General features: G+C 39.0%; 16 protein-coding genes, 1 pseudogene and 1 riboswitch. Of the genes and pseudogenes, 12 read left to right on the top strand and 5 right to left on the bottom strand.

Annotated elements, in window-relative coordinates:
• Nucleotides 1-113: 113 nt before the first annotated feature.
• Nucleotides 114-1,535, top strand: a complete 1,422-nt coding sequence (gene mepM, locus DV356_RS06580; RefSeq protein WP_482183501.1) for a murein DD-endopeptidase MepM — start codon at nt 114-116, stop codon at nt 1,533-1,535.
• A gap of 110 nt (nt 1,536-1,645) precedes the next feature.
• On the top strand, nt 1,646-2,602 hold the full coding sequence (locus DV356_RS06585; protein WP_042593324.1) for a sigma-54-dependent transcriptional regulator: 957 nt from the start codon (nt 1,646-1,648) through the stop codon (nt 2,600-2,602).
• Between the two features lie 95 nt (nt 2,603-2,697).
• Here DV356_RS06585 and hfq read toward each other — a convergent pair whose 3' ends face one another.
• Nucleotides 2,698-2,973: an RNA chaperone Hfq gene (gene hfq, locus DV356_RS06590; protein ID WP_005686877.1), complete on the bottom strand. Its 276-nt coding sequence runs from the start codon at nt 2,971-2,973 to the stop codon at nt 2,698-2,700.
• A gap of 90 nt (nt 2,974-3,063) precedes the next feature.
• The gene (rluC, locus tag DV356_RS06595) at nt 3,064-4,032 is read right to left on the bottom strand and encodes a 23S rRNA pseudouridine(955/2504/2580) synthase RluC (RefSeq protein ID WP_118806706.1); all 969 of its coding nucleotides are present in this window, start codon (nt 4,030-4,032) and stop codon (nt 3,064-3,066) included.
• Nucleotides 4,033-4,454: 422 nt separating this feature from the next.
• Between rluC and rne the strand changes: the two genes are divergently transcribed.
• The 7 genes from rne (at nt 4,455) to trhP (ending at nt 13,156) form a co-directional block, all read left to right on the top strand.
• The gene (gene rne / locus DV356_RS06600; protein ID WP_118806707.1) at nt 4,455-7,262 is read left to right on the top strand and encodes a ribonuclease E; all 2,808 of its coding nucleotides are present in this window, start codon (nt 4,455-4,457) and stop codon (nt 7,260-7,262) included.
• 231 nt (nt 7,263-7,493) lie between these two features.
• On the top strand, nt 7,494-7,706 hold the full coding sequence (locus DV356_RS06605) for an opacity family porin (RefSeq protein ID WP_005686879.1): 213 nt from the start codon (nt 7,494-7,496) through the stop codon (nt 7,704-7,706).
• A gap of 111 nt (nt 7,707-7,817) precedes the next feature.
• Nucleotides 7,818-7,906, top strand: a riboswitch (TPP riboswitch).
• 129 nt (nt 7,907-8,035) lie between these two features.
• Nucleotides 8,036-8,827: a hydroxyethylthiazole kinase gene (gene thiM, locus DV356_RS06610; protein ID WP_005686880.1), complete on the top strand. Its 792-nt coding sequence runs from the start codon at nt 8,036-8,038 to the stop codon at nt 8,825-8,827.
• Nucleotides 8,820-9,629 carry a bifunctional hydroxymethylpyrimidine kinase/phosphomethylpyrimidine kinase gene (thiD, locus tag DV356_RS06615; RefSeq protein ID WP_005649264.1) on the top strand — a complete coding sequence of 270 codons (810 nt, stop codon included), beginning with the start codon at nt 8,820-8,822 and terminating at the stop codon, nt 9,627-9,629. Before thiM ends, thiD begins: the two co-directional genes overlap by 8 nt.
• Nucleotides 9,630-9,639: 10 nt before the next feature.
• Nucleotides 9,640-10,320: a thiamine phosphate synthase gene (gene thiE, locus DV356_RS06620; protein ID WP_118806708.1), complete on the top strand. Its 681-nt coding sequence runs from the start codon at nt 9,640-9,642 to the stop codon at nt 10,318-10,320.
• Nucleotides 10,304-11,608 (top strand): MFS transporter, encoded by a 1,305-nt coding sequence (locus DV356_RS06625; protein WP_118806709.1) that lies wholly within the window; start codon nt 10,304-10,306, stop codon nt 11,606-11,608. The genes thiE and DV356_RS06625 overlap by 17 nt, the downstream gene beginning before the upstream one ends.
• 168 nt (nt 11,609-11,776) lie before the next feature.
• Nucleotides 11,777-13,156 carry a prephenate-dependent tRNA uridine(34) hydroxylase TrhP gene (gene trhP / locus DV356_RS06630; protein WP_077643692.1) on the top strand — a complete coding sequence of 460 codons (1,380 nt, stop codon included), beginning with the start codon at nt 11,777-11,779 and terminating at the stop codon, nt 13,154-13,156.
• A 33-nt stretch (nt 13,157-13,189) separates the two neighbouring features.
• Here the strand turns inward: trhP and srmB are convergent, their stop codons facing one another.
• A complete protein-coding gene (gene srmB / locus DV356_RS06635; protein WP_015701636.1) occupies nt 13,190-14,509 on the bottom strand; it encodes an ATP-dependent RNA helicase SrmB in 1,320 nt (439 codons plus the stop codon).
• A gap of 69 nt (nt 14,510-14,578) precedes the next feature.
• Here srmB and DV356_RS06640 point away from each other — a divergent pair, with 69 nt between their 5' ends.
• Nucleotides 14,579-15,277: a tRNA1(Val) (adenine(37)-N6)-methyltransferase gene (locus DV356_RS06640; RefSeq protein ID WP_192882167.1), complete on the top strand. Its 699-nt coding sequence runs from the start codon at nt 14,579-14,581 to the stop codon at nt 15,275-15,277.
• A gap of 31 nt (nt 15,278-15,308) precedes the next feature.
• Here DV356_RS06640 and DV356_RS06645 read toward each other — a convergent pair.
• Nucleotides 15,309-16,359: pseudogene (locus tag DV356_RS06645) on the bottom strand (tRNA/rRNA methyltransferase).
• A 146-nt stretch (nt 16,360-16,505) separates the two neighbouring features.
• Here DV356_RS06645 and pssA point away from each other — a divergent pair.
• On the top strand, nt 16,506-17,873 hold the full coding sequence (gene pssA / locus DV356_RS06650) for a CDP-diacylglycerol--serine O-phosphatidyltransferase (protein WP_112119347.1): 1,368 nt from the start codon (nt 16,506-16,508) through the stop codon (nt 17,871-17,873).
• A 45-nt stretch (nt 17,874-17,918) separates the two neighbouring features.
• Here pssA and fadR read toward each other — a convergent pair whose 3' ends face one another.
• Nucleotides 17,919-18,644 carry a fatty acid metabolism transcriptional regulator FadR gene (gene fadR, locus DV356_RS06655; protein ID WP_005659812.1) on the bottom strand — a complete coding sequence of 242 codons (726 nt, stop codon included), beginning with the start codon at nt 18,642-18,644 and terminating at the stop codon, nt 17,919-17,921.
• 124 nt (nt 18,645-18,768) lie between these two features.
• On the opposite strand from fadR, the gene nhaB reads away from it, so the two are divergent.
• Entirely contained in the window at nt 18,769-20,313 is a 1,545-nt protein-coding gene (nhaB, locus tag DV356_RS06660; protein ID WP_105894592.1) for a Na(+)/H(+) antiporter NhaB, read from the top strand.
• Nucleotides 20,314-20,320: the final 7 nt, after the last annotated feature.

Below are 20,320 nucleotides of genomic sequence, written 5' to 3' on the forward strand. Positions count from 1 at the left end.
TTCTATCCAATGTCGAATATTTAAGCATTTGAATAATGCTTTTTCCATAGGAATGAATTTTCTTTATAATCTGTAGTCTGAATGCTGAAAACTTTTTTATTTTAGGGATGCCAGTGCAACACGTAAAATTAGCTCGAGATAGACGAAAAAAACGCGCATATATAAAAGTAGGCGTGTTTTTTGTTGCTATTCTGCTTATTTTGACAGGCATTTTACTTACAATAAAAGACAAATCTGAAGAAAATCCCATATTTTCCACCTCTGACAGTGGGGAATATCACGAGTTAAATACATCGCCAAATAAAAATTCCACCGCACTTCAACCTGATGAAGATGCCACCTCTTATGATGATGAACTGCAAGCAAAAGATGATGAAGTTGATGAAGTAAAACTATCTTCAGATGATCTCGGTACTTTACCTCAACACGCACAAGACGCACTCAATGGTTTATTAGACGCAGCCGATCAAGCCATAAGAATTACTGATCAATTTAGCTATACGGTAACCGAAGGGGATACGTTAAAAGATGTTTTAGTTTTATCTGGTTTAGATGATTCATCAGTACAACCGTTGATTAAGCTTGATCCCGAATTAGCCCACTTAAAAGCAGGTCAGCAATTTTACTGGATTTTAAATAAAAATGATAACTTGGAATATTTAAATTGGCTGGTTTCTGAAAAAGAAGAACGTATTTATGAACGTCTCGAAGATGGGAAATTTAAACGCCAAGTTATTGAAAAGAAAAGTATTTGGCGAAAAGAAGTATTAAAAGGCGAGATTCAAAATTCTTTAAATAGTAGTTTAAGAGCACAAGGTCTTGATACGCGACAAATTAGCCAACTTAGTAACGCCTTACAATGGCAAGTGAGTTTACGAAAACTAAAAAAAGGCACTCAATTTGCCATTTTAGTTTCTCGTGAATATTTAGGCGATAAACTTACAGGTCAAGGTAATGTTGAGGCGTTACGTATTTCATCTGGTGGTAAAAATTATTATGCAGTGCAAGCGGCAAATGGTCGTTATTATAATCAGCAAGGGGAAACTTTAGGCAAAGGTTTTGCTCGTTATCCATTGCAACGCCAAGCGCGAGTTTCCTCCCCTTTTAATCCAAATCGTCGCCATCCAGTAACAGGACGTGTTCGTCCCCATAAAGGCGTGGATTTCTCCGTTTCTCAAGGCACACCAGTTATTGCACCAGCAGATGGCACAGTTGAAAAAGTCGCTTATCAGGCTGGCGGTGCAGGACGTTATGTTATGTTGCGTCACGGGCGTGAATATCAAACTGTTTATATGCATTTGAGCAAATCCCTAGTAAAAGCAGGGCAAACAGTTAAAAAAGGCGAACGTATTGCACTTTCTGGTAACACGGGGATTTCTACGGGGCCGCATTTACATTATGAATTTCATATTAACGGTCGAGCAGTGAATCCTCTTACTGTTAAATTACCCGGTACTAGCAGTGGTATGACTTCAGCTGAACGGAAACAATTCCTTGTTCGTGTTCGTGACGCTGAAAAAATGTTAAAACCTTAGCGATATTGCGGTCAAAAATGGTCGCATTTTTACCTTATGTAAAATAATATTTACACTTTGTTGTAAAGAAATTATCATAGCCATATCTTAATTATCTCCATTCCCTGAATATGACGATTTCTAAATTTAATCCACAAAAACCTTTCGAGTGTTTTATTGTACAAAGTGAAGCGATGAAAAGTGCGGTAGAAAACGCGAAACGTTTTGCTATGTTTGATGCGCCTTTGTTAATTCAAGGCGAAACGGGGAGTGGAAAAGATTTGTTAGCGAAAGCCTGCCATTATCAGAGTTTGCGTCGCAATAAAAAATTTATCGCAGTAAACTGTGCTGGTTTGCCTGATGAAGATGCGGAAAGTGAAATGTTTGGTCGAAAAGTCGGAGACAGTGAAACCATCGGTTTTTTTGAGTACGCTAATAAAGGGACGGTTTTACTCGATGGCATTGCCGAACTTTCATTAAGTTTACAGGCTAAATTATTACGTTTTTTAACGGATGGATCTTTCCGTCGAGTAGGCGAAGAAAAAGAGCATTATGCAAATGTGCGCGTGATTTGCACATCACAGGTTCCACTTCATTTGCTTGTTGAGCAAGGTAAAGTACGTGCTGATTTGTTTCATCGCTTAAATGTTCTCACTATTAATGTGCCTGCATTACGAGATCGCATGGCTGATATTGAGCCACTGGCACAAGGTTTTTTACAGGAAATCAGTGAAGAATTAAAAATTGCAAAACCAACTTTCGATAAAGATTTTCTTCTTTATTTGCAGAAATATGATTGGAAAGGGAATGTTCGAGAGCTTTATAACACTCTTTATCGTGCTTGTTCGTTAGTACAAGATAATCATTTAACTATCGAAAGTTTAAATCTTGCTCTGCCACAAAGTGCGGTGATTTCTTTGGATGAATTTGAAAATAAAACCTTAGATGAAATTATTGGTTTCTATGAAGCACAAGTCCTAAAATTATTTTATGCTGAATATCCAAGCACGAGAAAATTGGCTCAACGTTTAGGCGTTTCCCATACTGCCATTGCGAATAAATTGAAACAATATGGAATTGGAAAGTAGTTTTCACATTTGAGATGAAAAAAGTGCGGTCGAAATTTCCTGAGAATTTTCAACCGCACTTAATAAATATTAATTACCCATTAATGGTATTGTGATTACTCTGCTTGAGTTTCCACGTTTTCAACTGCTTCTGTTGGAGTAGTATGATGATTGTTATTGTGATGGGAAACTGAACGAGCAGGCACAACCGTTGAAATTGCGTGTTTATATACCATTTGATTCACGGTGTTTTTTAATAAAATCACGAATTGATCGAATGATTCAATTTGACCTTGAAGTTTGATTCCGTTTACAAGGTAGATTGATACAGGAATGCGTTCACGACGAAGCGCATTTAAATAAGGATCTTGTAAAGATTGTCCTTTTGCCATTTTGCTATCCTTTGTTGTCGTTATTATGAAATTTGTTGATAGAAACGAGTTGTCTCCGTGTGTAAGTGTAGCAATAAACAGAAATATTGTCTATTTGCTTTCCCGCAACTTTTGCAAAATTGCTTTCATTTGATGATCTAGTGACGCATTGAAACGTAGTGTTTCGCCATTTTTAGGGTGTTCAAACCGAATTGAAAAAGCGTGCAAAAACAAACGATTTAATCCTAATTCATTCATTTGTTTATCAAAATCTTTATCGCCGTATTTATCATCTAATGCAATAGGATGTCCTGCATATTGTGTATGCACACGAATTTGATGGGTTCGCCCTGTGACTGGTGAAGCCTTCACAAGCGTAGCATTTATATAGCGTTCTTCAATACTAAAGCGGGTTTCAGATGGTTTTCCTTGCTCGCTGACACGCACAATGCGCTCCCCGCTAGATAATTCATTTTTCAAAAGAGGGGCTTGAATAACTTTTATATGGGATTGCCATTGCCCACGTACTAACGCTAAATAATCTTTTTGAACGGTTTTGACACGAAGTTGTTCGTGCAAATTGCGTAATGCTGAACGTTTTTTCGCAATTAATAAAATGCCTGATGTATCGCGATCCAAACGATGAACCAGCTCTAAAAAACGAGCTTCTGGGCGTAATGCTCGTAAGGCTTCAATCACACCAAAATTTAAACCACTGCCACCGTGTACCGCAATTCCTGAAGGTTTATTTAAAACAATCAAGCAATCATCTTCAAACAAAATTTGGTTTTCAAGTGCGGCAACTTTATTGAGATTTTTTGAAATCGGCGCATCATTTTTTTCTGCGACACGCACAGGTGGAATGCGTACAACATCGCCTGTTTGCAGTTTATATTCTGGTTTAATTCTGCCTTTGTTTACTCGCACTTCGCCTTTACGCACAATGCGATAAATTAAACTTTTGGGTACACCTTTGAGTTTTGCTAATAAATAATTATCAATTCGTTGTCCACTTTCATCTTCACTAATTGTCAGCATTTTTACCGATGAATTAATGATTTTTTCATTTTGTTTTGTCATTTTTTTTCCTTTTGAAAATCGCTGCAAATCATATCATAAAGGCACTATAAACGTAATATGAACGTCACTCTATGAACGCAAATTCGCCTTGCTAATTAATCGTTTTCTATGGATAATAGAACGTCTTTTTGTGCCTAAGAATTTGCGTAAAAAAGAATAAGTTTTGTTGGTGAAAACTCAATGCAGCAATTGGCATAAGACATTGATAATCAACATTTTTCTTAAAATAAATCAGCCGTTTGCAACGCGTGCGGAATATCGCGTTGTTTTATCAAGCAAATATTTATGCTTAATAACGTTATCAATGCACCCAGCAACATACAGTCGTGAGATTGACTGGCGCGAGAAACACGAGGTCGATAACGAAGCAAAGTGCGGTTTATTTTGAGGTTTTTTTTAAATATTTAATAAGAGAATTGACAATGAAAAGAATGTTAATCAATGCAACTCAAAAAGAAGAGTTGCGTGTTGCGCTTGTCGATGGACAACGCCTTTTTGACTTGGACATTGAAAGTCCAGGACACGAACAAAAAAAAGCGAATATCTACAAAGGAAAAATTACTCGCGTTGAGCCAAGCTTAGAAGCGGCTTTTGTAGATTATGGTGCAGAACGTCACGGTTTTTTACCTTTAAAAGAAATTTCCCGTGAATATTTTCCTGATGATTATGTTTTTCAAGGTCGTCCGAATATTCGCGATATTTTGACTGAAGGACAGGAAGTTATCGTTCAAGTTAATAAAGAAGAAAGAGGAAACAAAGGTGCAGCCTTAACTACTTTTGTTTCTCTTGCTGGCAGTTATTTGGTGCTTATGCCGAATAATCCACGGGCAGGAGGAATTTCTCGCCGTATTGAGGGCGATGAACGTACTGAACTAAAAGAGGCATTAAGTTCATTAGATGTGCCTGAAGGTGTAGGCTTAATCGTCCGTACTGCTGGTGTGGGAAAATCGCCAGAAGAATTACAATGGGATTTAAAAGTATTATTACATCATTGGGAAGCGATCAAACAAGCTTCACAAAGTCGTCCAGCACCTTTCTTGATTCACCAAGAAAGTGATGTGATTGTGCGCGCTATTCGCGATTATTTGCGTCGTGATATTGGTGAGATCCTGATTGATAGCCCAAAAATTTTTGAGAAAGCGAAAGAGCATATCAAACTTGTGCGTCCTGATTTCATCAATCGCGTGAAACTTTATCAAGGCGAAGTGCCACTTTTCAGTCACTATCAAATTGAATCTCAAATTGAATCCGCATTCCAACGTGAAGTGCGTTTACCTTCTGGCGGTTCAATCGTTATTGATGTAACTGAAGCATTAACCGCCATTGATATTAACTCCGCACGTTCTACTCGTGGTGGCGATATTGAAGAAACGGCATTAAATACCAATCTTGAAGCGGCAGATGAAATCGCGCGTCAATTACGCTTACGTGACTTAGGTGGATTAGTTGTCATTGATTTCATTGATATGACACCAATTCGCCATCAACGTGAAGTAGAAAATCGTATTCGTGATGCGGTTCGTCCAGATCGCGCCCGTATTCAAATTAGCCGAATTTCTCGTTTTGGTTTGTTAGAAATGTCACGTCAGCGTTTAAGCCCATCATTGGGCGAATCTTCGCACCATATTTGCCCTCGTTGTCAAGGAACAGGCAAAGTGCGTGATAATGAATCTCTTTCTTTATCTATTTTGCGTTTGCTGGAAGAAGAAGCATTAAAAGAAAACACCAAGCAAGTGCATACCATTGTGCCAGTACAAATTGCCTCTTATCTTCTTAACGAAAAACGCAAAGCAATCAGTAATATTGAAAAGCGTCATAATGTCGATATTATTGTTGCCCCAAATGAAGCAATGGAAACACCGCACTTTAGTGTTTTCCGTTTACGTGATGGCGAAGAAGTAAATGAATTAAGCTATAACTTAGCGAAAATTCACTGCGCTCAAGATGAAAATACTGAAGAATCACTGGTTTCTCGTAATGTGGAAACAACCGTTGTTACTGAACAACCAGCGGTTGAAAGTGCAGTAGTTGCGCTTTCTATTTCAGAAGCAGCCCCAACGCCAGTTGAGCGTAAATCAAATGAACCCTCTTTGTTAGCTAAAATTATTGCGAAGATTAAAGGTTTATTTGCGACTAAATCTGAAGAAAACAAACCAAAAAATAACCGCACTTCGCGCAATCCTAATCGTAATCAACGCCGTTCACAGGATCGTCGTTCTTCTCGTCGTCCACGTTCTGAAAATAACGAAACAGAAAGAACCGAAGAACAGGTTCGTAATGTCCGTGAGCGTAATCAACGCCGTCCGCGCCGTAACTTAGTGGAAGAAAGTATCGCTGAAAGTGCGGTAAATTCTACACCTGTTTTTGAGGCTAAAGAAGAAAGAACTGAGCCTGTAACTCAACGCCGCCAACGCCGTGATTTACGTAAACGCGTGCGCGTTGAAGATAATGAAACAGTTGTTGAAAATAACTTCAGCACGACTGAAAAAATGCCAGAAGTGGATGTAATTACGGTTCAAAATAATGATGAAAAACCCGTTCATCAGAACCAACGTTCTGAACGTCAAGAGCGTCAGCGTCGTACTCCACGTCATTTACGTGCAGCGAATAATCAGCGTCGTCGCCGTAATCAAGAGCCAAAATCGCCAATGCCATTATTTGCTGCGGTGGTTTCGCCTGAATTGGCAAGTGGCAAGGCTTGGATTGATTATTCAACGGTAAATCTGCCAAAAGAAAATCATTTCTTATCTGTGGATGAATTGCTTGAGCAAGAGAAAACTAAAAAAGGGTTTATCACGCCAGCAATGGGAATTGTCGTTGAAGAAAAATCCCCTGATGTAAAACCTGCATTAGATTTTATTACTCAACCAGCTAATGAATCGGTACAGAAAAAAGTACAAGAATCTTTAGACCGTTTAAGTTCATATAAACCTCAAGAAGTTGTTGAATCTATTGATCCAGCAATTAATGTAGATGAACCTGAAACGCTCGAGAAAGTATCAAAATTTGTCCGCACTTATGAATTTAATGGACGTTTAGGTACAATTTCTTCAGTACCCCATACAAAAGCGGAGATGACTTTAGCGAAAGCAAATGATGAAATGCCAGAGGCTTTCCCAATTAGGGCTTGGCAGGATTCTCGTTATTATTTCTATGGAAAAGGTGCGGCAGGACATCATTGTGCAATTAGCCACGTTTATTCTGAACCAACCCGCGCAAAATCAGAATAATCAAAAATAAAAATAGAATTGACGTAACCAAAATTACGTCAATTCTTTTTATTTTATAAATACAGTTTGATTGAAAGCATAAAAAACCAATCAGTCAAATTTTGCTGTTATTTTATGCTTTAATTAAAACATTTTTACTTATATTATAAAACAGAGTAAGTTGGGCATGTTGCTACCAGCGGTTACACAAAAGATGAATTTACAACAAAACTTACATTTAAGACTAACAATATGCCAATAGGCGGAGATGTGAAGGCGGATCAGGAAACATCAGGTTCTAGAAGCATAAAACGCATTGGCTTTGGTTTTATTGGTGGTATTGGCTATGACATTACACCGAATATTACCTTAGACTTAGATTATCGTTATAACGATTGGGGACGCTTAGAAAACGTGCGTTTTAAAACTCACGAAGCCTCTTTCGGTGTACGTTACCGTTTTTAATTAAACAAATTTAGTTTTCTATTTAAGCGGTCAAATTCTTCTCATTATTTGCAAAATGAGGGAAAAATTTGACCGCTTGTTTTTTCTTGAAAAGAAGCGTAAACTTCATGCAATTTTTAGTCGGGGTGCCGAAAGGCTGAGATGATACCCGTGAACCTGAAACAGTTAGCACTGACGTAGGAAACTAATATGCCACATATTCAACCTTTCTCTATCACGATTTTATCCTGTTTATTTTTCCAATTTTCTACATTTTATTACATCCGCTAATTGCTCACAGTGAATAGCGGGCATTTTTGTTTATTTTATATTCAATACAAGGAATGCTTATGCAATCAATTTATCTCTCCAAAATCCGTGAGCAGAATCCGCTCATTCATAACATCACCAACATTGTGGCAGCAAATTTTAGTGCCAATGGCTTGTTGGCATTAGGAGCTTCGCCTTTGATGTCGGCGAATATCGAAGAAATGCAGGAAGTACCGAAAATCAGTCAAGTATTGGTCATTAATATTGGTACGCTGATTGGTAAAGATCGGGAGGCAATGTTGCAGGCAGGAAAAACGGCAAATGAGGTTGGAATTCCTGTAGTGTTAGATCCTGTTGGTGTGGGGGCAACGAGCTATCGCCGTGAGACCATTCGCCAATTGCTGGCAGAAGTAAAATTCGCACTTATTCGTGGTAATGCAGGTGAACTGGCTGCCATTGCAGGCGAGACGTGGCAGGCAAAAGGTGTAGATGCAGGGCAAGGCGAAGTGGATTTAAAAGCCGTTGCCGAGAAAGTGGCTCAACGCTATGGCTGTACGGTGTTGATTAGCGGGGCGGTGGATATTGTCAGCGATGGCACACAAACTGCGACCGTTCACAACGGCACGTCATTGTTCCCGAAAGTTACGGCTTCGGGCTGTTTATTGAGTGCCGTGTGTGCTGCATTTTTAGCGGTAAGTGAAGGGAATTATTTTTCTGCGACATTAGAAGCCTGTGTAGCATACACCATTGCAGGCGAGTGTGCGGCGCAAGGCTTAACCACACAAGTGGGACAGTTCCAAATCCGTTTGTTGGACGAGCTTGCTGCACTTTCCCCTGAAACCATTGGACAAAGAGGGCGCATTAATGAGTAATGTGAAACAAGTTTTAACCATCGCAGGGTCAGACAGTGGCGGTGGTGCAGGCATTCAAGCAGATCTTAAAACCTTCCAAATGCGCGGCGTGTTTGGTACATCAGCAATCACGGCAGTTACGGCACAAAACACACTTGGCGTATTTGATATTCACCCTATTCCACTGAAAACAATTCAAGCGCAACTGGAAGCGGTCAAAAATGATTTCCAGATTGCAAGTTGCAAAATTGGTATGTTGGGCAATGCAGAAATTATTGAATGCGTTGCAGATTTTCTTGCTGATAAACCTTTCGGCACGCTGGTGCTAGATCCTGTGATGATCGCCAAAGGTGGTGCACCCTTATTGCAACAGCAAGCGGTGAGTGCGTTAAGCCAAAAATTGCTGCCGTTAGCGGATGTGATTACACCCAACATTCCCGAAGCGGAAGCATTAACGGGGATTGCGATTGTGGACGACATCAGTATTCAACAAGCCGCAAAAGCGTTGCAAAAACAAGGAGCGAAGAATGTGATTATTAAGGGCGGACATTCGCTCAATTCGCAAAGTGAGCTGTGCCAAGATTGGGTTTTACTTGCAGATGGTCGTCATTTTACTTTGCAAAGCCCCCGTTTCAACACGCCGCATACACATGGTACGGGCTGTACCTTTTCTGCCTGTTTAACCGCAGAGTTGGCGAAAGGCGAACCGTTACAAAGTGCGGTAAAAACAGCGAAAGATTTTATTACCGCTGCGATTTCTCACCCGTTGAATATTGGGCAAGGACACGGGCCGACAAATCATTGGGCTTACAGTCGCCTTTAAGGATTGAAAGATGAAAAATATTCAAAAAATCTTACCGCTTTACTTTGTGGCAGGCACGCAAGATTGCCGTCATTTGGGCGAGAACTTATCAGAAAATTTATTATTCGTGCTTAAACAAGCGTTAGAAGGCGGAATTACCTGCTTTCAATTTCGGGATAAAGGCAAATTTTCGTTAGAACATACGCCCTCAGCACAGAAGGCACTGGCGATTAATTGTCGTGATTTGTGCCGTGAATATGGCGTACCCTTTATTGTAGACGACAACGTTGATTTGGCGTTGGAAATCGAGGCGGATGGCATTCACGTTGGGCAAAGCGATATGCCTGTGCAAGAGATTCGAGCTAAAACAGATAAACCGCTAATTATTGGTTGGTCGGTGAATCGTTTAGACGAGGCAGAAATTGGGGAAAATTTAGCGGAAATTGATTATTTTGGAATTGGCCCGATTTTCCCAACGCAATCAAAAGAGAATCCGAAACCAACACTAGGAATGGCGTTTATTCAAACTTTGCGAAATGTGGGCATAACTAAACCGCTTGTGGCAATTGGTGGGGTGAAATTAGCTCACGTTAAAACCTTACGAGAATTTGGGGCGGATGGTGTGGCAGTGATTACTGCAATTACGCACGCCGATAATGTGCAAGCCGCAACAAAAGCATTACGGGAGGCAAGTGATGAATACGCAAAATAGTTTAAAGCAAGTAGCAACAGCGACGATGGTCGGCACTGCAATTGAGTATTTCGATAACTACATTTACGCAATGGCAGCGGTATTGGTATTTAACCATCAATTCTTCCATGCCGCAGATCCACTTTCAGGGCAGATTGCGGCACTTTCCACCTTAGCACTCACTTTTATTGCTCGCCCTTTGGGAGCAATATTGTTCGGGCATTTCGGTGACCGTTTCGGGCGGAAAAATACTTTTGTGATGAGCTTGCTGTTGATGGGCGTTTCCACTGTGGTTATCGGTTTGTTGCCAACCTATGACAGCATCGGTATTTGGGCGACAATTTTGCTCTGTTTATGCCGTATTGGGCAAGGTATCGGTTTAGGCGGAGAGTGGGGCGGTGCTGCGTTAGTTGCGGTTGAAAATGCTCCAGAAGGTAAACGTGGTTGGTATGGCACTTTCCCACAATTGGGAGCCCCGCTTGGCTTGTTGTTGGCAAATGGCGTATTCTTAGGCATTACGGCAATTTTCGGGCAAGAAGCTATGACTGAATGGGCGTGGCGGATACCGTTTTTATCTTCCATTATCTTAGTGGCAATTGGCTTATATGTTCGCCTAAAACTGACTGAAGCCCCGATTTTCCTCGCGGCACTTAACAAGCCAAAACCTAAACGCTTACCAATGTTGGAAGTCATCACTACTTATTTCAAGCCGTTTTTCTTAGGAATGTTGGTTTGCATTGCTGGCTATGTGCTGTTCTACATTATGATTGCCTTTAGCCAAATTTACGCCAAATCTGCTCCAACGGTTTCAGAGGCAGGATACGCAATGGGATTAGGATTTTCCCCGCAAATTTTTACCGCTTTATTGATGGCAAGTGCGGTTTCTTTGGCTATTACCATTGCCGTTTCGGGCAAATATATCGACAAAGTTGGTCGCCGTATTTGGCTCATTTGGACAACTGTTGGCGTTGCGATTTTTGGTTTATCCTTGCCGTTATTTCTCGAAAACGGTACAACTACCAGTTTGTTTTGGTTTTTATTCATCGGTATGGGGTTAATTGGAATGGGCTATGGACCATTAGCGAGTTTTTTACCTGAACTCTTCCCTACTCACGCCCGCTATTCAGGTGCTTCTTTAACCTATAATATTGCAGGTTTATTCGGGGCAAGTGTTGCGGCAATCATTGCCTTACCGCTGAATGCTCACTACGGCTTAAAAGGTGTGGGGATTTATTTAACCCTAAACGCTGTGTTGAGCTTGATTGGATTATGGTTTATTTCAGAAACGAAAGATAAATTACTATCCTAAGATTTGAGGAATTAAATACAACCTATTAAGCGGTTAAATTTTACATAAAATTCTACTAAGAATTTAACCGCACTTTCCTTTACAAGCCAAATATTTTCTCTACAATACCCCACCTAACGATTTACCTTGAGTAAATCCCTGACCTGAAATCAGACAAAAGAGAATATTATGACAACCCAATTCAAACCAGAATTACTTTCCCCTGCAGGCTCTCTTAAAAATATGCGCTATGCGTTTGCTTATGGTGCAGATGCGGTTTATGCAGGCCAACCTCGTTATAGCTTACGTGTACGCAATAATGAATTTAATCACGCCAATTTGAAAATCGGGATCGATGAAGCCCATTCCCTTGGCAAAAAATTCTATGTAGTGGTAAACATTGCACCCCATAATTCCAAACTCAAAACTTTTATTAAAGATTTACAACCTGTCATCGATATGAAACCAGATGCTTTAATTATGTCTGATCCAGGCTTAATTATGTTGGTGCGTGAAAATTTCCCTAATATTGATATTCATCTTTCTGTGCAAGCCAATGCGGTAAACTGGGCAACAGTGAAATTCTGGAAACAAATGGGATTAACTCGTGTGATTTTATCGCGCGAACTTTCAATAGATGAAATTGCTGAAATTCGCCAACAAGTGCCAGATATTGAACTCGAAATTTTCGTACATGGTGCGTTGTGCATGGCGTATTCTGGCCGTTGCTTACTTTCTGGCTATATCAACAAACGCGATCCAAATCAAGGCACTTGCACCAATGCTTGCCGTTGGGAATACAAAATGGAAGAAGGCACGACGGATGAAATAGGCAACATCGTGCCGAAAATCGATCCTGCTCAACAAATCGAAGTGAAAAATGTAGCACCAACCTTAGGCGAGGGTGCGGTAACGGATAAAGTCTTCCTTTATACCGAATCACAAAAGCCTGACGAACAAATGACAGCGTTTGAAGATGAACACGGCACCTACTTTATGAATTCAAAAGATCTACGTGCCGTACAACATGTAGAAAAATTGACCGCACTTGGTGTGCATTCTTTAAAAATCGAAGGCCGCACTAAATCATTTTATTATTGTGCAAGAACGGCTCAAGTTTACCGCAAAGCAATTGATGATGCAGCCGCAGGCAAACCATTTGATGAAAGTTTAATGGATACGTTGGAATCCCTTGCACATCGTGGTTATACCGAGGGCTTCTTACGCCGTCATACGCATGATGAATACCAAAACTACGAATACGGTTATTCTATTTCTGATCGTCAGCAATTTGTCGGTGAATTTACGGGTAAACGTAACGAACAAGGTATGGCAGAAGTAGCAGTAAAAAACAAATTCTTACTTGGCGACAATGTAGAAATGATGACGCCACAAGGCAATATTAATTTCAAAATTGAAAAAATGCTAAATCGTAAAAATGAAACGGTTGATGCAGCACTAGGCGATGGGCATTTTGTATTCTTAAATGTACCACAAGATATTAACTTAAATTACGCTTTATTAATGCGTAATTTAGTTAATACCAATACAAGAAACCCACATTGCTAGTGTGATATAAAACAGAATTTAAATCATACCTAATTAAACATTACTGTTACTTGGCTTGCGTCGTTTGCCGATATTTTTTGTATCCTTATGACGCAATTTTACTTTTTTCTTTGCCTCTGTTTTTTTCTTTTCTTCACGTTTTTCTTTAATACGAGCCTTTTGTTTTTTGCTGACCGATTTCACTTCGCCATCTTTTGGTGGCTTAGTACGAGGTTCTAAACCTGCTAAAATGCGCGCCTTTAAAATTTCCTCGGTATAGCGTTTGATTTTACCAAGTAACTTGTAATCATGGGCTTCGACAAAAGAGACTGCCGTGCCTTTTTTGCCAGCTCGTGCGGTACGTCCAATTCGATGCAAATAAGTATCCGCACTATAGGGCAAATCAAAATTCATCACGTGGCTTACATCATCAATATCAATACCACGTGCAGCCACATCTGTTGCAACCAATACCGTCACAATACCTGATTTCAATTTATCAATGGCATTGTTACGTTGAGTTTGTGCCATTTCGCCTTCTAAATATGCGGAACGAATGCCTCGTTTACGCAATGTTTCAGAAAGTTCACGCGCATCTTCACGACGGCGAACAAACACAATTCCACGCGTCACTTCTTCAGTTTCAATAAAACGTGCGAGCAATTTGATTTTGTGTTCATTGCTGTCTGCGTGATAATACCATTGGTTGATTTTTTTTCTTTCACGGCGACTTGGTTCCGCATCTACTTTCACAGGATCATTCAACAAACGCTCCGCAAAATCGACCAATAACTCTCCTTCTAAGGTTGCAGAAAACAACAAAGTTTGTTTCCGCCAACGGGTTTCAGCTGCAATTTTTTCCGCATCTTGCCCAAATCCCATTTGTAACATTCTATCGGCTTCGTCAAAAATCAGCATTTCAACGGAACGGCAATCAAAATTTTCTTCCTTAATGTATTGCAATAAACGGCCTGGCGTAGCCACCACCAAATCTTGATTGGTATTGAATACATCACCGTGATTTTGATACGCCACGCCACCTGTAATTGTCGCAATATTTAAATGGGTGAACTGCGCTAATTCTTCCGCTTGTTCAGCCACTTGCATTGCCAGTTCGCGGGTTGGTGTTAATACCAAAATACGCGGTGGGCCTGGTTTACGACGCGGATAATCCAATAAATGTTGTAGCGCAGGTAATAAAAAAGCAGCCGTTTTCCCTGTTCCCGTTGGTGCAGAGCCTAATACATCACGCTCTTCCATTGCGGCAGGAATGGCTTCCATTTGAATAGCTGTTGGGCGGGAATAACCTTTTTTCTCAAGCGCCTTTAAAAGCTCAGGAGAAAGATCGAATTGTTCAAATTGGGATAAATTCATTATTGTGCGGTTCTTTGTTAAAATTGGCGAGGATTATACCTGAAAGTGCGGTCAATTTACGAAAAATTTATGAACGGATTTACCTTTAAACAATTCCATATCAATCAAGATTCTTGTGCCATGAAAGTCGGCACTGATGGCATTTTGTTAGGTGCTTGGGCTGATGTAAAGCATTGTAAAAATATTTTAGATATGGGCTGTGGCACAGGATTATTGGTGTTAATGTTGGCACAACGAACTGAAGAAAACTGTCAAATTCAAGCGGTTGAGTTGGATCCCATTGCAGCAAAACAAGCACAAGAAAACATCAATAATTCAGTGTGGAAAAATCGCATTCAACTTACTCAAGCGGATATACAACATTTTTTACAAACCACTGAACAAACCTTTGATTTAATTGTGGCAAATCCACCTTATTTTGAACAAGGTATAGCTTGTAAAAATGAAGAACGAGAATTGGCTCGTTATACCAAGCAAAGCCACTTAAATTGGTTAGAATGGGCTGCAACACGCTTGTCGGAAAATGGGAAAATAAGTTTTGTTTTGCCTTATGAGGCAGGCAAAACGCTCACAAAATCCACCGCACTTTTTTGCATAAAACAGACCAATGTCATCACTAAAATAGGAAAAACGCCCCAGAGAATGTTGCTTACCTTTGCCAAACAACCCGAAGTTTTAATGCAAGATCAATTGGTGATTTATGATGCGGATAATCAATACACTGAAGCATTTATTGAATTGACTAAAGACTTTTATTTGAAATTTTAAAGGGGAAATCATTTTCCCCTTTAATCATACACTATCTAAAATACCACTTCGCTAACAACACACCCGCATTCACTGCAATGTTTAAGCCTGATTTAATTGGGCTTGCGAGCGTTAAACGCACTTGTGTGTCTTCTGGCGTCGCTAAACTTTCCGTAGAACTTTCACTTAGCACAAAAACCACTTTATTTTTTAACCGCACTTTATCCAATGGGTCGCCTTGTTTATTGTGCGATACGTGAATAATTTGATAGCCTGATTTACGCAATTGCATTAAAGCTGAATCAATATCATCCGTTTCTAACACACGAATATATTCTGCGCCACCTTCTGCTACACGCATAGAGGCTCCCGAATACAGATTTTCCACATTATCGGCGACAATATTTTTCACGCCAAAATAAGCACAAGTACGCAATACACCTCCGATATTTTGTGCATTATTCACGTTGTCTAATAGCACTAAACAATCCTCGTTACGAGGAATATCCAAATATCCTTGCAACGTGAAAGCACGCGGTTTCTTCACTAATAAGCAAATGCCACCGTGATGTTCTGTTCCGCTCACTCGGGCTAATTCTTCACTATCTACAACGTGATAAGCCTTCTTGTTTTCGGCTAAATAACTCAATACCTCGCCAATTTTGTGTGACATTTGCACGGTTGCCCACAATCGAACAATACTTTCAGGACGTTCTGCAAATAAAGCTAAACAGGCATTTTCACCGTAAACCTTCATTTCTTCCGCACGGTTTTTCTTAATTTTTTCAGGTGCTCGTGGAGAAAGTGCGCCAGTTTTCTTTTGTTTTATAAGCCGTACCCGTACTTTTTATCATCACTTGAACCTTAGGTTGTTCTGTATTTTTATTTGATGGCGCGCGAGATAAAGAGAGTTGCGTAATTTTAGTTTCTTTCACTTCTTGTTTATCACGAGGAAAACGAGATTTTTCGTTTCTATTTCCATTAAATTTATCATTAAAGTGCGGTCGATTTTGGCTTGGTTTTTCTCTGTACTTTTCCCCCACTGAGCGTTCTTGAAAGGTTTTGCCTGCGGATTGAAAAGACGGTTTGCGTTTGTCGTTCATAGGGTTTCCCTGAGTAAAAATGAATATTTTTTAGCCAAAAAATGCTAAAATTTGTGAGCATTATAACGAAAAAAAGCCTTTTTTCTATTAATAAGCACGTGAAATATTGTAAACTAGTGCACTAGTCTTTAATCACGAGATGGATTATGTTAATCAATAAAACCAAACGAGCTGAACAAAATTTAAATAATTTGCCATTCCTTGCCTTGCAAGCCGAGCAAATTGAATTTTTGGGTAGCCCGGCTGAATTTAAAACTCAAATTATTGAATTAATCAGAAACGCAAAAAAACGTATTTATGTCACCGCACTTTATTGGCAAAAAGACGAAGCGGGGCAGGAAATTCTCGATGAAATTTATCGCGTGAAGCAAGAAAATCCACACTTGGATGTAAAAATTCTCATAGATTGGCATCGCGCACAACGCAATTTATTAGGAGCGGAAAAATCTGCCACTAATGCAGACTGGTATTGCGAGCAACGCCAAACTTATCACTTACCTGATGATCCAAATATGTTCTTTGGCGTGCCAATTAACACACGCGAAGTTTTTGGTGTATTGCATGTCAAAGGCTTTGTATTTGATGATACGGTGCTTTATAGCGGTGCAAGTATTAATAATGTCTATCTTCATCAATTTGAAAAATATCGTTACGACCGCTATCAAAAAATCACTCATGCCGAATTAGCTGATTCAATGGTAAATTTCATCAATGATTACTTGTTAGATTTCAGTGCAGTTTATCCACTTGATGTCGCCAACCGCCCTCGCACCAAAGAGATCCGTGGCAATATTCGCGCTTATCGTAAAGACCTTGCTCAAAATGGTGAATATTCATTAAAAAATGCGGTGAAATTACCGAATGTTTTAAGCGTATCGCCACTGTTTGGCTTAGGCGCATCAGGCAATGAATTAAATCAAGTAATTGAAGATTTATTCTTGCAAGTGCAAGAAAAATTGGTGATTTGTACGCCATATTTTAATTTCCCACGCACATTGCAACATAAAATAGCAACGTTATTGGAAAACGGTAAACGAGTAGAAATTATTGTTGGCGATAAAGTCGCAAACGATTTTTACATTCCACCAGAACAACCATTCAAAATGGCGGGGGCGTTACCTTATCTTTATGAAAGTAATCTTCGCCGTTTCTGTGAAAAATTTGAGACTCAAATTGAAAATGGTCAGCTTGTGGTGCGTTTATGGCGTGATGGCGATAATACCTACCACTTAAAAGGTGTGTGGGTAGATGACCGTTATATTTTATTGACGGGCAATAATCTTAACCCTCGAGCGTGGCGTTTGGATGCAGAAAATGGCTTATTAATTTACGATCCACAACAACAGCTTTTAGCCCAAGTGGAAAAAGAGCAAAACCAAATTCGCCAACATACAAAAGTATTAAAACATTACTCTGAATTAGAAGAATTAAATCAATACCCAGAACCAGTGCAAAAACTTTTGAAAAAATTTGCACGGATTAAAGCAGATAAATTGGTGAAAATGATTTTGTAATTATAAGAAAAGTTTTATGTTTTTTTCTTAAATTCGCTTCCAGTATTAATCTGATAAATTTTGTGGCAATCGTTCTAAAATGGCTTTCCAATAGGTTGAAGAACGTAAATTATGTTTACGGATGCAATCCACTACTGCATCTGCATTTCCCTCAAGACAAATTTGTTGCATTTCTAAATAAAATTGCTTTGTTAATTCACGGTGTTTTTTTTCTTTAAAAAATAACAACCCTATTCGCTGATAAACGCCTTTTAAACTATTGAAAATTAAACGATAAAAGGGTTTGTTGGCAACAACAGTGAATTGACGAAATAATTGGTAATCAAATTCTGTGTAATCTTGTGCTGTGTTTTGTAATTGCTCTAATTCAGCAAAAAGTGCGGTTGATTTTTGAGGAGAATTCTTTACTGCTTCATAAATGTAAGATTCCGACATTTTACTACGTAAAGAGAGCATATTATCAATAATTAAGGGCGCGGACTGCATATCCAAAGCAATTAGGGTTTCAATAATATTCGGCCCTGCAGCATCCCAAATATTATTTACTTTGGTAGGTTTGCCGTGCTGAATTGTTAGCCAACCATCACGAGCCAAACGTTGTAAAACTTCACGTAGGGTGGTGCGAGTTACACCAATCTTATCGGCTAAATCACGTTCTGATGGCAAATTACTGCCCGAAGGAAAAACATCTTGCCAAATACTCTTTACAATATATTCCTCTGCTAAAGCTGCTGGACTTTGGGCTTTTAAAATGTCGTTATTGTTTTGCATTACAATTAAAAATCAGATAAAAATCAAAAAAAATGCAATTTTATAAAAAAATTACTTGGTTTTTATTATCCTTTAAAGGGGGATATATTACAATGTTCGCGTGATAAAAATAATGGAGTTCACTATGACAAACATTCAGGCTTTTATGAAAAACTTTCTTGGGGCAAGTCCAGAATGGTACAAACTTGCCATTGTGGTTTTTCTTATTATAAATCCAATTGTTTTCTTTTTTATTAGTCCTTTTATTGCGGGTTGGTTACTGGTTGCAGAATTTATTTTCACATTGGCAATGGCATTAAAATGCTACCCTCTTCAACCGGGTGGTCTATTAGCAATTGAAGCTATTATTATTGGAATGACAAATGCCAAACACGTCAAAGCAGAAATTATGGCAAACTTTGAAGTGATCTTGCTACTGATATTTATGGTGGCAGGTATTTTCTTTATGAAACAATTACTGCTTTATGTATTTACTAAATTACTTGTCAAAATTCGTTCTAAAATTGCACTTTCTATTGCCTTTTGTTTTAGTGCTGCTTTTTTATCGGCTTTTCTCGATGCTTTAACGGTTGTTGCTGTTATCATTAGTGTCGCAATGGGATTTTATGGTGTGTATCACAAAGTTGCATCAGGCAATAATTTAATTGATGTGGTTGATATTTCAGACGATGGAAAAATTATTGAACAACAGCACGAAATCTTAGAAAAATTCCGTGCATTCTTACGTAGTTTAATGATGCATGCAGGTGTAGGAACTGCACTCGGTGGTGTAATGACCGTTGTTGGAGAACCGCAAAACTTAATTATTGCAGAACAAGCAAAATGGAACTTTATGGAATTTTTCCTCCGTATGGCACCCGTGACTATTCCTGTGTTTATCTGCGGATTACTCACTTGTTTCTTGGTCGAAAAATTCAAATTATTTGGTTATGGCGAGAAATTACCAGACGAAGTCTGGAAAATCTTATCAGATTTAGATCGCACTAATTCAGAAAAAATGTCTAAACAAGATAAAATTAAATTAGGTATGCAAGCGTTAATCGCAATTTGGTTAATTCTTGGATTAGCATTCCATCTTGCCGCAGTCGGTTTAATTGGTTTAAGTATCATCATTTTTGCTACGTCTTTCACTGGTGTGACGGATGAACATACTATCGGTAAAGCCTTTCAGGAATCTTTACCCTTTACTGCATTGCTCGTTGTATTCTTTTCTGTTGTTGCAGTAATTATTGATCAAAAACTTTTTTCACCAATTATTCACTTCGTTCTTTCTGCGGAAGAAAATACACAACTTGCTTTATTCTATTTGTTTAATGGCTTGCTTTCTTCTATTTCTGATAATGTATTTGTTGCAACGGTTTATATTAATGAAGCTAAAGCTGCGCTGACAAATGGAGTAATTGCACCGCATCAATTTGAATTGCTTTCTGTTGCCATTAATACAGGTACAAACTTACCATCAGTTGCAACACCAAATGGACAAGCTGCTTTCTTATTCTTATTGACTTCATCAATTTCGCCATTAATTCGCCTTTCTTATGGCAGAATGGTTTATATGGCTTTACCTTACACGATTGTACTTTCAATCATTGGTTTACTAGCTATTGAATTTATTTTACCAGCTGCCACAATTTGGTTAGCAAGTTTAGGTTTAATTTTGCCAATTTAAGGAGAGA

It is taken from the genome of Haemophilus influenzae, from assembly GCF_003494325.1.
In the GTDB taxonomy this organism is placed as follows: Bacteria; Pseudomonadota; Gammaproteobacteria; order Enterobacterales; family Pasteurellaceae; genus Haemophilus; species Haemophilus influenzae_I.